Origin of the sequence: Bradyrhizobium sp. 41S5, from assembly GCF_011516665.3 — a bacterium.
GTDB lineage: Bacteria > Pseudomonadota > Alphaproteobacteria > Rhizobiales > Xanthobacteraceae > Bradyrhizobium > Bradyrhizobium quebecense.
On record NZ_CP083721.1, the window covers coordinates 4,771,454 to 4,785,993 of the forward strand.

The following is a 14,540-nucleotide window of genomic DNA, read 5'->3' on the forward strand; positions in this document are numbered from 1 at the left end:
TCGATACAGGCATTAAGTGCTCAAATGGTGGCCGATTGCCAGACGATCTTTCGTCCCGCCGTGAGCCCCGTCCTGTTCCCCGGATCCGCCTGGGGTCAGTCAATCCGATCGATATGTCATCCGCCGGCCCCGCGCGCCCAGAGATAGTGCACGTCCGGCTCCCTCTCCTCGTTGCGGCTGCCGTCAGTTTCCTCGACCGCGGCAAAACCGCGCGCCTCGTAGAAGCGGCGCGCCCGCGCATTGCGCCGGAAGGTCCAGAGTTGCAGCCGGTCCGCGCCCTGCTGCGCGATCTCGAGCAGCGCGCCGCCGATGCCGCGGCCCTGCGCGGCCGGCAGCACATAGAACTGCTCGATCCAGTCGTCGTGGAATGCGATGACGCCGCTCATCGCCCCGCCGTCGAACGCGCCCCACAGCGTGCACGCCGCGAACATCCGCTTGCGATAGAACCGGCGATCTTCATCCGGCGTGTGCAGGCCCGCGAGCCACGGCAACGCTTCGTCGAACGCCGCGCGGTGCACGCGTGCGGCGGCATCCATGTCGGCAAGCTGGAGCCGCCTAATACTCAATTCCGAACTCGTCATAGAGCCGGCGGAACACGGCCGGCAGCACTTCGGTGAGATCCTCCGCGATCAGGCCGGGCCCCGCCTCGCTGGCGCCTTCGCCGTGCAACCACACGCCGATGCTGGCGGCCTCGAAGGCCGCAACGCCCTGCGCCAGGAAGCCGGCGACGATGCCCGACAGCACGTCGCCGGCACCGGCGGTGGCAAGCCATGGCGGCGCGTTGGCGGCGATGGTGGCGCGGCCGTCCGGAGACGCGATCACCGTATCGGCCCCCTTCAGCAGCACCACCGCGCCGGAGCGCTCCGCCGCCGTGCGCACGCGCTCGAGCTTCGAGCGACCGGGATGCTTGTTGGAGATATCGCTGAACAACCGCGGAAACTCACCCTCATGCGGGGTGAGCACCACCCCAAGACCGTCGGAGGCCTTGATCGCCTCGAACAGCCGGTCCGGCGAACCGGCAAAGCTGGTCAGCGCGTCGGCGTCGAGCACCAGATGCCGCTGCGCCGACAACGCGGTGTGAACGAAGTCGCGGGTGCGCGCGCTGACGCCTGCACCAGGGCCGATCACGCAGGCATTGAGGCGCTTGTCGTCGAGCAGTTCGGCGAACTGGATCGGATTGTCGACCGCGCGCACCATCACCGCGGTCAGCGCCGCCGCGTTGACGGCGAGCGCATCGCGCGGCGAGGCCAGCGTCACCAGGCCGGCGCCTGCGCGCAGCGCCGCGCGCGCGGCGAGCCGCGCCGCCCCGGTCGAGGCGATGTCACCCGAGACCACGACGGCATGGCCCCTTGCGTATTTGTGGCCATCGATCCGCGGCACCGGAAACGACCATCGCCAGGCCTGCGGCATATTCTCCGCGGTCAGCGGCTTGATCTCGTCGAGCACCTCCGCCGCGATGCCGATGTCGGCGACGCGCACCCGGCCGCAATACATCCGGCCCGGCAGCAACAGGTGCGCAGGCTTCTTGCGGAAGAAGGTGACGGTCTCGGTCGCCTGCACGGCCGCGCCCATGACGGCGCCCGACGTGCCGTTGATACCGCTCGGCAGGTCGACCGCCAGCACCGGCGTACCGTTGGCGTTGATGGCCGCGATCATCTCCAGCGGGTCGCCCTTGACCGGACGATTGAGCCCGGCGCCGAACAGCGCGTCGATGATCAGCGCCGGCTTGCCGAGTGCCTGCGGGTTGAACGGCAGCACCGGATATTTCCAGCCCTTCGCCGCCAGCGCCGCGTCGCCCTGCAGGCTGTCACGCTCGCAGAGCAGGATCACCGACACCTCTCGTCCGCGCGCGGCGAGCTCGGCGGCGGCGACAAAGCCGTCGCCGCCATTGTTGCCGCGGCCGGCGACCACGACGATCGGCCCCTCCTCGACCAGGTCCATTGCGGCTTCAGCGACGGCCTGGCCGGCGCTCATCATCAGCGCGAAGCCCGGCGTACCGGCTGCGATAGTCAGCCGGTCGGCGCGCTCCATCTCGGTGGTGGTCAGAACGTCCATGCCGAATCCTCAATCGCTTCGCCTTTTCGAGAGGCAATTCCTGTGACGTTCGCAGGGTTTCTACTGGCCGACTGCATACGGATTGATCTATTTGCCTATTTGTTGGGCTTGGATATCATAGCCCATGTGGTTCGATACCAGCCGACTGCCTGTTAAAAGGCTGATAACATTCCGAAATCGGGGACCTTAACAACTTGGCATAGACCCTGCTTTTGAGGAAGCCGCGCACAATGCCGCTCGATGCGACCATTGCGTGTGTTTCCGGCCACCCGCCGGAAGACTTAAGACCAACCAGACTGCGCCCCACGCGCATCGAACTCGACCCTGCAATCTGCAATGCCCGGGAGGCGCTCAGTGAAGAAGATTGAAGCCATCATCAAGCCCTTCAAGCTCGACGAGGTGAAGGAAGCGCTCCAGGAAGTCGGACTGCAAGGCATCACCGTGACCGAGGCCAAGGGATTTGGCCGCCAGAAGGGCCATGCCGAGCTCTATCGCGGTGCGGAATATATCGTCGACTTCCTGCCCAAGGTGAAGATCGAGATCGTGATCGGTGACGACCTGGTCGAGAAGGCGATCGACGCGATCCGCCGCGCGGCCCAGACCGGGCGGATCGGCGACGGCAAGATCTTCGTCTCCAACATCGAGGAAGCCATCCGCATCCGGACCGGCGAATCCGGGCTGGACGCTATTTGAGGGCGGTGCTATCCGGATTTTCTGACGGCAAAAGAGAAGAAAGGCTGCTTCGGCAGCCTCATTTCGTTTCAGCAGTCACACGAACTCGCCAAAAGCGGGAATAACGTCCCTCTCCGCTGGAAACCGACCCGCACATCCATAAGGGGTATTCATGAAGACCGCCAAAGACGTCCTGAAATCGATCAAGGACAACGACGTCAAATACGTCGACCTGCGCTTCACCGATCCGCGCGGCAAGTGGCAGCACGTCACCTTCGACGTCAGCATGATCGACGATGACATCTTCGCCGAGGGAACGATGTTCGACGGATCGTCGATCGCGGGCTGGAAGGCGATCAATGAATCCGACATGTGCCTGATGCCCGACCCGGTCACCGCGACGATCGACCCGTTCTTCGCCGAGACCACCATGGTCATCACCTGCGACGTGCTCGAGCCGACCACCGGTGAGCCCTACAACCGCGACCCCCGCGGCATCGCCAAGAAGGCCGAGGCCATGGTGAAGTCGATGGGCGTGGGCGACACTGTGTTCGTCGGCCCCGAGGCTGAGTTCTTCGTGTTCGACGACGTGCGCTACTCGGCCGACCCCTACAACACCGGCTTCCGCCTCGACTCCTCCGAGCTGCCGATCAACTCGGCCACCGAATATGAAGGCGGCAACCTCGGCCACCGCATCCGCACCAAGGCCGGCTATTTCCCGGTGCCGCCGCAGGACTCGGTGCAGGACATGCGCTCCGAGATGCTCGGCGCGATGGCCAAGATGGGCGTCAAGGTCGAGAAGCACCACCATGAAGTCGCTTCGGCCCAGCACGAACTCGGCATGAAGTTCGACACGCTGACGCTGATGGCCGACCAGATGCAGGTCTACAAATACTGCATCCACCAGGTCGCCCACATCTACGGCAAGACCGCCACCTTCATGCCGAAGCCGGTCTATGGCGACAACGGCTCGGGCATGCACGTCCATCAGTCGATCTGGAAGGACGGCAAGCCGACCTTCGCCGGCAACAAGTATGCCGACCTGTCGGAAACCTGCCTGCACTACATCGGCGGCATCATCAAGCACGCCAAGGCGATCAACGCTTTCACCAACCCGTCGACCAACTCCTACAAGCGTCTGGTCCCGGGCTATGAGGCGCCGGTGCTGCTCGCCTACTCCGCGCGCAACCGCTCGGCGTCCTGCCGCATCCCCTACACCGCGAACCCGAAGGCCAAGCGCGTCGAGGTGCGTTTCCCCGACCCGATGGCCAATCCCTATCTCGGCTTCGCCGCGATGCTGATGGCCGGCCTCGACGGCATCAAGAACAAGATCGATCCGGGTCCGGCGATGGACAAGGACCTGTACGATCTGCCGAAGGAAGAGCTGAAGCAGATCCCGACCGTGTGCGGCTCGCTGCGCGAGGCGCTCGAGAGCCTCGACAAGGATCGCGCGTTCCTCAAGAACGGCAGCGTGTTCGACGACGACTTCATCGACGCCTATATCGAGCTGAAGATGACCGAGGTCGCCCGTTTCGAAATGACGCCGCACCCGGTCGAGTTCGAGATGTACTACTCGCTGTAAGCTTTAGGCACCTCACGAACGCGAAAGGCGCTTCCACCGGAAGCGCCTTTTGTTTTTGGGTGGTGTAGCCACGAGGCGCGATCCGTAGGATGAGTGGAGCGAAGCGATACCCATCGTCGCGGACCTCGGCGAAAAGCGATGGGTTTCGCTGCGCTCTACCCATCCTACGCTCTGAAGGAATCAAGCACGGACTCTGATAGCATCCCTGCGAAGCCATGATCCGCGGTATACGTCCATGACCGAAGCCATCGTCCGATCTGCGGCAGAACACGAACTGCCCGAGCTGTTGAAGCTTTATCGACACCTTCATCAGCACGATCCCGAGCTGGAGACGGCCGCTGCCGAGCGTGTCTGGTCGACGTTGCTTGCATCCAGCTTCATGACCGTGATCGTGGCGCAAGCGGCAGAGCAGCTTGTCTCCTCGTGCACACTCGCGATCGTGCCCAACCTGACGCGAGGCGGCAGATCGTATGGCGTGATCGAGAACGTCGTCACTCACGCCGACTACCGTCGGCTGGGGCTCGGCCGACGGGTTCTTGCGCACGCGCTCGATGTTGCCTGGCAGGCCGACTGCTACAAGGTCTCATTGGCGACGGGATCGAAGCGGGAGACGACCCTCCGCTTCTATGAAGAAGCTGGATTTCAGCGGGGCGGCAAGACCTACTTCGAAGTACGTCGTCCTTAGCCTCCGTCATGAACAGATCATGACGCGTGCAAGAGGCGCTTCCACCGGAAGCGCCTTTTGTTTTTGAGCGATCTTGTAGGATGGGTAGAGCGAAGCGAAACCCATCATCTCGAAGCTTGCACCGGCGCGATGGGTTTCGCTTCGCTCTACCCATCCTACCAACTGCGGCTAGGCCTTCGCCTTGGCGACCCGCCGTCCACCGGCGTCGAGCGCCCCGAAATTGCCCGCGATCATGTCGGGCGTCGGGATCATGCCGCCGAGCGACCAGCACGCCGGCTCGCCCTCCTCGATCTTGACCCAGACGTTGCGGCGGAAATCCGGGTTACCCTGCCCCTCGACCTCGACCATGAGATCGGTGACGCGCTGCAGCAGCGTCTGCTTCTGCACGACATCGAAGATGCCGCGGACGGTGGAAATGGTGACGTAAGGCATGGTCTCTCTCCATTGCTGAGTTGTGACAACGCAACGAAGATGGACCGGCGCGGTGCGATCAGGCAGTGGCCGATCGGACAGAGATCGGGCAATATCTGCCATGGCCTGCCTGCGCCGATCGGGTAGGATGGCGGCAAATTCCGGAGGTCCCATGAAGCTTGCGATACTCGCGCTGGAAGGCTGCATGCAATCGGCGGTCGCCGGCATCGCCGACATCCTCACGCTCGGCAACCATGTGATGCAGCTGCGCGCCGGCAAGGCGCGCTTCACCTGGCAAACGCTCTCGCTCGACGGCAAGGCGGTGCGCGCCGGCGGCGGCAAGTTGCTCGCCGTCGACGGCGCGGTCAGCAACCGGACGGCATTCGACGCGATCATCGTGCCGGGCAGCCTGGTCGATCATCTGACCGCCGAGCGCCTGCAACCGCAATATGACCGGGCCGGCGCCTGGCTGCGCCAGCAACATGCTGGTGGACGATTGATCGGCGCCTTCTGCAGCGGCGTGCTGCTGCTCGCCAATGCCGGCCTGCTCGATGGCCGCCGCGCCACCATCACCTGGTGGCTGCAGAGCGAGCTCCGCCGCCGCCATCCCAGGATCGACCTCGCCAGCGACGCCGTGCTCACGCAGGCCGACCGCCTGGTCTGTGCCGCCGGCCCGATGTCGTGGGTCGACCTGTTGCTGCGGCTGATTGAGCTCGTCGAAGGCCCGGAGGTCGCGAAGGTCTGCGCCGACTATGCGGTGATCGACACCGCGCAACGCACGCAGGCGATCTTCATGCCGCTTGGCTACATGCTCGCCCAGGACCCACTGCTGATGAAGGCGGATATGCTGGTGCGCCGCACCGGCAAGGCACCGATCACGGTGCGCAGCCTCGCGCAGGCGCTGGGCCTCAGCGAACGCACGCTGAACCGCCGCTTCCGCGAACTGACCCACGAGCCGCCGCAGGCCTTCATCATGCGCCGCCGCGTCGAGCACGCCCGCACGCTGCTGGAGACGACGGCGCAACCGATCAAGACGATCGCTCGCGCCACCGGCTATGAGGACGAGAGCAGCTTTCGCAAGGCCTTCCGCAAGCTGACGCTGCTGTCGCCTCAGGCCTACCGCGCACAGCGGGCGATGCGTGCGGCCTGAGATTACCCATCGGTTCAAGCTTTGCGGCGCGGCTCCGGTTGCCCGGCTTGCCCACCTCCGCGTTCAGGACAGGAGCGGCAGCGCGCCCCTCAGGACATCCTCACCCCATTCCTGCACGAAGTGTCCGGCTGCGGTGAGCGTGACCGGCTCGGGGCAATTGCGGACCGTTTGCCGCAGCTCCGCCATCACGGCCGGCCCGAGCACCGGGTCGGTCATGCCGATGACCATCGCGGTCTTGCCGGAGTATTCGCTTCGCCACCATTCGCGCGCCTTGCGTGAGAGGGCCGCGCCGCCGGCATTGGCCTGGTCCGGCACAAGATTTGGGAATCTGCGCACACCGGACTTGTAGCTGGCATCAGGGAAAGGTGCGTCATAGGCCGCAGCCTCCGTGGGTGAGAGCTGCGGGCAGGCGCGCGCCATCAGTTTGCCGACCGCCATGTCGGGATTTGCGTTGCTCCACGCGCGCCAATCCATGAAGCCCTTCGTCAGCGGGCGGTCCCCGGTCGCGAGCATGGTATTCATGACCAGCAGCGCTTCGAAGCGATCGGCCATCTCCATCGGGATGGTGAGACCGAGCAAACCGCCCCAGTCCTGGCAAACCAGCGTCATGCGACCGAGATCGAGCGCACGGATCAGGGCGATCAGGCTCTCGCGATGGAAGTCAAAGGTGTAGACGGACTCCTCGACAGGCTTGTCGGAGCGACCGAACCCGAACATGTCAGGCGCGATCACCCGATAGCCGGAGGCGACGAGGCCGGGAATCATCTTGCGGTAAAGGTAGCTCCAGGTCGGCTGGCCATGAAGGCACAGCGCAACACGGGCATTGCCCCTTCCCTCGTCGAGATAATGCATGCGCAAGCCGGCATAGCCGGGAAGATCGTCACGATAGTTGGGCGCGAACGCATAGCCGGGAAGGCCATCAAAGCATGCATCCGCGGTCCGCAAAGCCCCGATCGCCATTGTCCAATGCTCCTCGTTGTTGACGTCGCTCGCAGGATGGGGGGCGAGGACCGGCCGTCACACGCGAAACAGCTTCGCGTACCGCGCCTTGATCTCTTCACTCTGCGCCTGCACCTGGACCGGGTCGGCCTTGAGCATCTTCAGCTTGTCGAGCGGCACGTGGCCGGCCTTTTCCTTCACCCTGGCGTGGAACGAACGGTGCGCGAATTCGTCGGCGAGCATCTGCTGGGTTTCGGCGCTGAAGAAGTAGCTCTGGAACAGCCGTGCCGCGTTCGGGTTCGGCGCGCTCTTGAACACGCCGCTCGGCACGATGATCAGAGGCGCACCCTCGGTCGGATAGACCACCTCGACCGGCTTGCCCTGATCCTTGGCCAGCACGAGGTTATAGTCGTTGCCGTCGGCCATGACCGCGCGTTCGCCGAGCACGATCTTCTTCGGCGGATCGGCCGCCGACTGCACCTGCATCACCCGCTGCTGCGCCAGCTTTTCCAGATACGGCCAGCCGAGATCGCGCGCCAGCACGAAGGTCGCGGTCAAGATCGCGCCGGAGTAGCCCGGATGGCCCTTGACGATCTTGCCGCGCCATTTCGGATCGAGCAAATCGGCGTAGCTCTTCGGCGCCTCCTCGCGCTTCACCTGCTCGGTGTTGTAGCCGATCACCTCGAACCAGGCGCAGGACGTCGCCGAGGTGCCGTCGGGATCGATCTGATCGGCCGGAAAATGCCTGGCGACATCTTCCGGCAGATAGGCCGCGAGCCAGTCGCTCTTCTTCCAGTCAAGGTAATGCGCGGGATCGGTCGAGTTGGCGACGTCGACAGCGTGGATGCCGCTGCCCTGCTCCTGGGCGATGCGCTGGAAGATGCGCTCCGCGCCGGAGCGCTCGACCCGAACGCTGATCCCCGGAAATTTCTGCTCGAAGTCGCGCGCCAGACGCTCCGCCGTGTTCAGTTCGAGCGCGCTGTAGAACGAGATCTTGCCTTCCCGCTTGGCGGCCGCGATCAGCTCCGGCGTCACGGCCTCGGCCGGCGGCGGCGCCGCCCGCAGCGGTTCGGCGAACACCATGCCCGCGGCCGTCGCCGCGGTCACCTTGAGCCAGTCGCGTCTCAACCATTTGCGGTCCTGCATTCCATGCTCCCTGAATCGGGCCGTTAACCGGCCGCGCCGTTGTTGTGCAGCCACAATAGATCACGATCGACGGGCAGTGTGCAGCAGTTTTCACCGCCAGCTTTGGCGGAATACACGCATCCAGTTGTCGAAGGCGATCTTACGCAGTGCTGCGTCATCGAAGCCGAGTGCCCGCAGCGCATCGATCAGGTTCGGGAGATGGCTTGCGTCCTTCAACGGAACGGGCATGAGCGCGCCGTCGAAATCGGACCCCAGCGCAACGTGGTCGTCACCCATCCGCTCGACCAGATAGCTGAGGTGATCGACGACGGTCTCGATCGGGATGTCCGGATCGCGGTGCCCGTCCGGGCGTACCTCGAGCACGCGGCAGATCGAGATGACCATCCTCGGAGCGCACGAGAAAATCCCGCCCGCCTGCCCGGTATTCAGCGAGGTGCTGAGCCGCGTCATTATGGCCGTCGAAGATCGCAACCTTGCCGCTTTCCTGCACCGCACTGTTCTCCTTCGCCTTGCCCGCGTCGAGCAGCGTAGCGCGCAGGATGGGTTGAGCCAACGGGTCCGCGCGGCGCGCGGCCCGATGATAAACTCCCGCGATATCCATCGTGTCGGGGCTTGCGAAAGCGATGGGTCCACGCTGTGGACTAGTTCTTCTCAGGCGGGTTCTCGCGCAGGAAGCGTTCCAGATCGGGCTGCACGGAGTAAGGCTGCGGAACCGGATCGCCCTGAAAGTCGACCTGAAGATCGAGGCAGCGCCGCAGCATCCGCGCCAGCTCGCCGCGTCGATAGGGCTTGGTCAGCAGCGGAATGCCATGGCCGCCACGTCCCTGTTGCGCCGGCAGCGCGCCATCGCTGTAGCCAGAGGTGAACAGCACCCGCAGCGCCGGGCGCCCGGCCATCAGCGTCTCCGCCAATTGCCGGCCGTTCATGCTGCCGGGCATCACGATGTCGGTGAACAGGAGATCGAACCCGGTGCCGCGGTTGACGATCTCGAGCGCGGCATCTGCGTTTGCCGCGACCAGCACCGTGTAGCCGAGGCTTTCGAGCTGGCCAATCACATAGTCGCGGATCGTGGGATCGTCCTCGACGCACAGGATGGTCTCGTTGCCGCCCCTGACCGGCAGATCGTCCTCCTCGACCGCGCGCTGCACCGTGCCGTCCGCCTTGGGCAGATAGATCCTGAAGATGGTGCCGCGCCCCTGCTCGCTCTTGACCTCGATCCCGCCGCCGCTCTGCTTGACGAATCCGAACACCATGCTGAGCCCGAGCCCGGTGCCCTGCCCGACCTCCTTGGTGGAGAAGAACGGATCGAAGATCTTCTCCAGATGCGACGGCGAAATTCCGGTACCGGTGTCGGTCACCTCGATCACGAGATGATCGCCGGCGCGCTCGACGCCGTGCGCGACGGCATCGGGAATCCCGAGCTGCATGTTGCGGGTCGCAAAGGTCAGCGTGCCGCCCTCAGGCATCGCGTCGCGCGCATTGATGGCGAGATTGACCAGCGCGGCGCCGAGCTGACTGCGGTCGACAAAGGCGAGCCAGGCGTTGCGGCCGAGCTCCGTGCTAATCTCGGTCTGCGACCCCAGCGTCTGCGACAGCAGCCGGACCACTTCGCCGATCAAGTCGTTGACGTCGGTCTCGGCGGGCTGCAACGGCTGCTTGCGCGCGAATGCCAGCAGGCTCGAGGTGAGTTGCGCGCCGCGATCGGCGGCATCGCTGATCAGCTTGGCGATCGCTGCAAGCTGCGGGTTATCCCTGACGCCGTCGGCGAGGATCTCGATCGTGCCGGTGATCACGGTCAGCATGTTGTTGAAGTCGTGCGCAATGCCGCCGGTCAATCGCCCGAGCGATTCCGTCTTCTGCGCCTGGATCAATTGCTCTTCGGCGCGCCGGCGCTGGGTGACGTCCCTGACAAAGGAATTGATGATCCAGCCATCGCCGCGGCGCAGCGCATTGAGCGACACCTCGACATAGAACCGGTGGCCGTCGCGGTGCACGGATGCGGTTTCATAGCGCATGCCCATGCCGCCGGCCGCGGTCTCCTGCAGGAAGCGGGTGATGCGCTGCCGGTGTGCAACCCGCAACTCCTCCGGAAAAACCAGTTCGACCACGCGCCGGCCGACCGCCTCGGCGCACGTCCAGCCGGTCAGCGCCTCGGACTGCGGGCTCCAATCGAGCACGATGCCGTCCTGGTCGGTCTGGACGAAGGCGTCGAGCGCGGTCCTGACGATGGCCTGCGCCATCTGCTCGCTCTCCACCAGCGCCTGATGCGCCTGACGCTCCGCGGTGACGTCGCGCAGCACGATGACCGCGCCGCGCAAATTGCCGGCATCGTCGCGCAGCGGCCTGGCGTTGGCGACAAGGCAGACAGCCGGTTCCGGCCGCAGCGGTTTGACGATCAGCTCGCAATCGTCGACGTCATCGCCGCGCAGCGCACGCGCCATCGGCGTCTCCGCGATCGGCATCACAGTCGTGCCGTCAGCATAGTAGTTCTGAAAGGTGCGAACGCCGGTCAGGGTGTCAAAACCGGGTTCGACATGGTACAGCCGCCGCGCCGCGGCGTTGACGATCACGATCATCGCATGCTCGTCGGCGACCACCACCGGATCGCGGATGCTCTCGACGGTCTTCTCCAGCAGGTGCTGCCTGCTGCCCAATTGCGCGGACAGTTCGGCAAGCGTCGCAGCGAGCTGAGCGGCCTCGTCGTCGCCGCTTGGGCGTATCGAGACCGGCTCGCCGCGCGACAGCGCCTCCGCCGCCCGCACCAACTGGGCGGGCGTTCTGGACTGCGACCTCGCAATCACCTCAGCCGTCATCAACACCACCGAAACCACACCACCGGCGAGCAGAATGCCCGGCCAGGCGACGCCATGGATGAAGCCCAGCGCAAGCAGGAGTGTGACGACGGGAAGCATCATCCCGGCCGCCAGTCGGCCCGACAAATTCATCCCGACCAACTCATCGTGAGCAGTTGCGCACCGGAAAATGGAAAAGCAAAACAATATCGAAAAGGATCGTCGGCGCCGGGGCAACATCGGGTGGCTTCCGCTTCTTGCTTAGCCGAGTCCGGCCCAGCAATCCGCCACTTTCGTATCCGTATAAGTACGGAGAAAGGTCGGTTAGGCGCGGAGCCCGGCGGGGTCGCGTCTCAGATTGAATTTTGTGGCATCAACGCACCGATCCGGGCCAGCAAAGCCCTAAGTCGCTCCGGCCGAACGCCAGCAGAGCTCGGACAGTTCATGTCGCGAGAATGCGGAAGTGTGCCTCATAAACGGTGCCGCGCATTCAGCGTCGTCCCTGCGAAAGCAGGGATCAATAACCACCGATGGTCATCGTTGAGCAGCGTTGGAACGACGAGTCCTTTCCACAGCAACCGCCGCGGCGTGTGGGTCCCTGCTTTCGCAGGGACGGCAGAGCTGCGGAGGTGCCTACGCGGCCCGCCGCCGCTCGCGCAGTGCGTCGCCGAATGCCTCGAATAGGGCGCGGTTGATCGGATTGCGCTGCGGATCGTATTCGGCGTGCCATTGCACACCGAGCGCAAAGCCCGGCGCATCGGCGATGCGGATCGCCTCGATGGTGCCGTCCTCGGCGATGCCCTCGATCACGACGCGCCTGCCGGGCTCGAGGATGCCCTGGCCGTGCAGCGAATTGACCCGAATGGTCTCGCGGCCGAGGATCCTTGCGAAGGCGCCGCCCGGCGTCAGCGCGACGTCGTGACGGTCGGCGAACACCACAGTGGGATCGGGATGGATCTCGCCGTTCTCCAGCCGCGGCATCCGGTGGTTCATGCGGCCGGGGATCTCGCGGATCTCTGGATGCAGCGAGCCGCCGAACGCGACGTTCATCTCCTGAAGGCCGCGGCAGATACCAAAGATCGGCACGCCGCGCGCGACGCAGGCCACCGACAGCGCCAGCGCGACGTCGTCGCGGTGGATGTCGTAGGGCTCGTGGGCCGCGCACGGTTCGGTGTTGAAGCGGGTCGGATGAACGTTGGCACGGGCCCCGGTCAGCACCACGCCGTCGACCACGTCGAGCAAGGCGCCGACCTCGGTGATTTCGGGGCTGCCCGCGAACATCAAGGGCACGGCACCCGACACCTCGGCAACCGCGCGAAGGTTGCGCTCTCCGACCATCTGGACTGTGAAACGATTCTCAATGCGATGGGCGTTTCCGATCACGCCGACCACGGGCCGTCTCATTATTGAAGTCTCGCGCAATGATTATTCTAAGCTTGCGACTTTGCGGAGACGATCATGCCTTCGAGTTCCTCCCGGATCAACTGCCTATATCTGCACAGGGGACCTTGCAGTCCTGCACAGATTCGCAGCCCTCGGGGCCCCAATCGGCCGGCTGCCCGGCGGTCATGCCCGGTGCCGTGCCGCGTCAGCGGCAAACCGGCACGGCCCGTCCAGCTTGATCCCGGCGGGATTTTCGCCAAAGACTGCCAGACACCGTCGCGAAGGGGGAATCACCCGTGACAGACTTGGCTGACAATCGCCTGCAGGCCCGCAACGACATGGCGTGGGCGATCGCCGTCGGCGGCATCGGCATCGTGCTGTTCGCTGCCCTGTTGACCTTCGCCTGGCAGTTCGCCGCGACCCTGTTCCTGCTGTTCGCGGGCATGCTGCTCGGGGTCGCCCTCAATGCCATGACCACCCTGCTCGGCCGGCTGACCGCGCTGCCTCACGCGTTGCGGCTTGCGATCGTCTGCCTGGCGATGGCCGGGGTATTGTCCGGCATCGTGTTCCTCGGCGGCACCACGATCGCGCAGCAGGCCACGGTGCTGAGTAACACGATCAAATCGCAGCTCGGCAACGTCAAGGAGTTCCTCGAGCAGCGCGGCGTCGATACCAGCTATCTCGACTTCACCAATGCCGCCGGCGAGGCGAAGCCGGATGGCACCGCCGTGACGACAACGACAACGCCGCCGGCAGCGTCGCAGTCGCATGGCATCCCTGGCGCCGGCGCGCTGGCCTCGAGCGGCGGCGCCATCATCAGTCAGACGCTGAAGGTGCTGCTCGGCACCGTGAGCGTCGTCGGCAATTTCTTCATCGTGCTGTTCCTCGGGCTCGCTTTCGCTGCCCAGCCGAGCATCTACCGCGCCGGATTGCTGTTCATCGCGCCCGCCAAATACCGCGCGCAGGCCACCGTCGTCGTCGACCGCATCGGCGAGACACTTGAGCGCTGGCTGATCGCGCAGATCATCACCATGACCGCGGTGTTCCTCGTCACCTGGATCGGGCTTGCCATCATCGGGATTCCGAGCTCGTTCATCCTCGGCATCCAGGCCGGCCTGCTCGCCTTCATCCCGACGGTCGGCGCGATCCTTGGCGGACTGATCGTGGTGCTGGCGAGCCTCGCCACGGGGTGGATCGCGGCGCTGTCGGCCTTCATCCTGTTCCTCGGCGTCCACGCGCTGGAAAGCTACGTGCTGACGCCGATCATCCAGCGCCAGGCGCTCGACATCCCGCCGGCAACGCTGTTCGCGTTCCAGATCCTGCTCGGCGTCGTGTTCGGCATCTGGGGGCTCGCGCTGGCGCTGCCGCTGATGGCGATCGCCAAGGTGATGATCGACCACTTCAAGGCGGAGGATCAGGCGCCGGCGCAGACGCCCGCTCCGTCGAGCGTGCCGCAGCTCAGTTGAAGAGCAGGACGGTACCGACGACCATCAGCATCACTCCGACCAGCATCACGATCGGCCAGCGGCGCCTCGTCGGTTGGTATCGTCCCTGCGCGCGGCGTTCGGCGATCAGCGCGGTCTCGTATTCATCGGAGTCCGAGAACAGGCAGGCGAAGCCGCCGCGCGCCGAAGCGGCGTCGGCTTCGAGCGACATCAGGGCTGATTGCGGATTGCGGGTGCTGATCGACTCCATGCCTTAAAGCATGGGATCGAATGGTTAACC

At 65.0% G+C, this 14,540-nt stretch carries 14 protein-coding genes; 5 read left to right on the forward strand and 9 right to left on the reverse strand.

The features are described 5' to 3' along the window. Window positions 1-116: 116 nt before the first annotated feature. Both HAP47_RS23255 and HAP47_RS23260 read right to left on the reverse strand, forming a co-directional pair. Window positions 117-581, reverse strand: coding sequence for a GNAT family N-acetyltransferase (locus HAP47_RS23255; RefSeq protein ID WP_173642602.1), 465 nt, complete (start codon window positions 579-581; stop codon window positions 117-119). Then, window positions 556-2,055: an NAD(P)H-hydrate dehydratase gene (locus tag HAP47_RS23260; protein WP_173642601.1), complete on the reverse strand. Its 1,500-nt coding sequence runs from the start codon at window positions 2,053-2,055 to the stop codon at window positions 556-558. Before HAP47_RS23260 ends, HAP47_RS23255 begins: the two co-directional genes overlap by 26 nt. 354 nt (window positions 2,056-2,409) lie before the next feature. Between HAP47_RS23260 and HAP47_RS23265 the strand changes: the two genes are divergently transcribed. The 3 genes from HAP47_RS23265 (at window position 2,410) to HAP47_RS23275 (ending at window position 4,994) form a co-directional block, all read left to right on the forward strand. After that, window positions 2,410-2,748 carry a P-II family nitrogen regulator gene (locus HAP47_RS23265; RefSeq protein WP_011441447.1) on the forward strand — a complete coding sequence of 113 codons (339 nt, stop codon included), beginning with the start codon at window positions 2,410-2,412 and terminating at the stop codon, window positions 2,746-2,748. A gap of 151 nt (window positions 2,749-2,899) precedes the next feature. Next, window positions 2,900-4,309: a type I glutamate--ammonia ligase gene (glnA, locus tag HAP47_RS23270; protein WP_173642600.1), complete on the forward strand. Its 1,410-nt coding sequence runs from the start codon at window positions 2,900-2,902 to the stop codon at window positions 4,307-4,309. Window positions 4,310-4,544: 235 nt separating this feature from the next. Next, window positions 4,545-4,994 carry a GNAT family N-acetyltransferase gene (locus HAP47_RS23275; RefSeq protein ID WP_173642599.1) on the forward strand — a complete coding sequence of 150 codons (450 nt, stop codon included), beginning with the start codon at window positions 4,545-4,547 and terminating at the stop codon, window positions 4,992-4,994. 168 nt (window positions 4,995-5,162) lie between these two features. Here HAP47_RS23275 and HAP47_RS23280 read toward each other — a convergent pair whose 3' ends face one another. Next, a complete protein-coding gene (locus tag HAP47_RS23280; protein WP_173642598.1) occupies window positions 5,163-5,426 on the reverse strand; it encodes a tautomerase family protein in 264 nt (87 codons plus the stop codon). Between the two features lie 151 nt (window positions 5,427-5,577). On the opposite strand from HAP47_RS23280, the gene HAP47_RS23285 reads away from it, so the two are divergent. After that, a complete protein-coding gene (locus HAP47_RS23285) occupies window positions 5,578-6,555 on the forward strand; it encodes a GlxA family transcriptional regulator (RefSeq protein WP_173642597.1) in 978 nt (325 codons plus the stop codon). Window positions 6,556-6,618: 63 nt separating this feature from the next. Here HAP47_RS23285 and HAP47_RS23290 read toward each other — a convergent pair whose 3' ends face one another. From HAP47_RS23290 to HAP47_RS23310, 5 genes are all read right to left on the reverse strand, one after another. Further along, a complete protein-coding gene (locus HAP47_RS23290; RefSeq protein ID WP_173642596.1) occupies window positions 6,619-7,515 on the reverse strand; it encodes a haloalkane dehalogenase in 897 nt (298 codons plus the stop codon). Window positions 7,516-7,572: 57 nt separating this feature from the next. Continuing rightward, window positions 7,573-8,640, reverse strand: a complete 1,068-nt coding sequence (locus HAP47_RS23295) for an ABC transporter substrate-binding protein (RefSeq protein WP_173642595.1) — start codon at window positions 8,638-8,640, stop codon at window positions 7,573-7,575. A 90-nt stretch (window positions 8,641-8,730) separates the two neighbouring features. Next, a complete protein-coding gene (locus HAP47_RS23300; RefSeq protein ID WP_173642594.1) occupies window positions 8,731-9,090 on the reverse strand; it encodes a membrane dipeptidase in 360 nt (119 codons plus the stop codon). Between the two features lie 191 nt (window positions 9,091-9,281). Then, window positions 9,282-11,555 (reverse strand): hybrid sensor histidine kinase/response regulator, encoded by a 2,274-nt coding sequence (locus HAP47_RS23305; protein WP_173642593.1) that lies wholly within the window; start codon window positions 11,553-11,555, stop codon window positions 9,282-9,284. 510 nt (window positions 11,556-12,065) lie between these two features. Further along, window positions 12,066-12,836 (reverse strand): gamma-glutamyl-gamma-aminobutyrate hydrolase family protein, encoded by a 771-nt coding sequence (locus tag HAP47_RS23310; protein ID WP_173642592.1) that lies wholly within the window; start codon window positions 12,834-12,836, stop codon window positions 12,066-12,068. 275 nt (window positions 12,837-13,111) lie between these two features. Between HAP47_RS23310 and HAP47_RS23315 the strand changes: the two genes are divergently transcribed. Beyond that, window positions 13,112-14,281, forward strand: a complete 1,170-nt coding sequence (locus HAP47_RS23315; protein WP_173642591.1) for an AI-2E family transporter — start codon at window positions 13,112-13,114, stop codon at window positions 14,279-14,281. On the opposite strand, the gene HAP47_RS23320 is transcribed toward HAP47_RS23315, so the two are convergent. Next, complete coding sequence (locus HAP47_RS23320) at window positions 14,274-14,510, reverse strand: hypothetical protein (RefSeq protein WP_173642590.1); 237 nt, start codon at window positions 14,508-14,510, stop codon at window positions 14,274-14,276. The genes HAP47_RS23315 and HAP47_RS23320 overlap by 8 nt on opposite strands. Window positions 14,511-14,540 lie beyond the last annotated feature (30 nt).

Excerpts from the sequence above, each read along its gene's own strand:
- HAP47_RS23310 (WP_173642592.1), bottom strand. The coding sequence starts at position 12,836 with ATGAGACGGCCCGTGGTCGGCGTGATCGGAAACGCCCATCGCATTGAG.
- HAP47_RS23275 (WP_173642599.1), top strand. The coding sequence starts at position 4,545 with ATGACCGAAGCCATCGTCCGATCTGCGGCAGAACACGAACTGCCCGAG.
- HAP47_RS23285 (WP_173642597.1), top strand. The coding sequence starts at position 5,578 with ATGAAGCTTGCGATACTCGCGCTGGAAGGCTGCATGCAATCGGCGGTC.
- glnA (WP_173642600.1), top strand. The coding sequence starts at position 2,900 with ATGAAGACCGCCAAAGACGTCCTGAAATCGATCAAGGACAACGACGTC.
- HAP47_RS23255 (WP_173642602.1), bottom strand. The coding sequence starts at position 581 with ATGACGAGTTCGGAATTGAGTATTAGGCGGCTCCAGCTTGCCGACATG.
- HAP47_RS23320 (WP_173642590.1), bottom strand. The coding sequence starts at position 14,510 with ATGGAGTCGATCAGCACCCGCAATCCGCAATCAGCCCTGATGTCGCTC.
- HAP47_RS23295 (WP_173642595.1), bottom strand. The coding sequence starts at position 8,640 with ATGCAGGACCGCAAATGGTTGAGACGCGACTGGCTCAAGGTGACCGCG.
- HAP47_RS23300 (WP_173642594.1), bottom strand. The coding sequence starts at position 9,090 with ATGACGCGGCTCAGCACCTCGCTGAATACCGGGCAGGCGGGCGGGATT.
- HAP47_RS23260 (WP_173642601.1), bottom strand. The coding sequence starts at position 2,055 with ATGGACGTTCTGACCACCACCGAGATGGAGCGCGCCGACCGGCTGACT.
- HAP47_RS23290 (WP_173642596.1), bottom strand. The coding sequence starts at position 7,515 with ATGGCGATCGGGGCTTTGCGGACCGCGGATGCATGCTTTGATGGCCTT.
- HAP47_RS23305 (WP_173642593.1), bottom strand. The coding sequence starts at position 11,555 with ATGATGCTTCCCGTCGTCACACTCCTGCTTGCGCTGGGCTTCATCCAT.
- HAP47_RS23280 (WP_173642598.1), bottom strand. The coding sequence starts at position 5,426 with ATGCCTTACGTCACCATTTCCACCGTCCGCGGCATCTTCGATGTCGTG.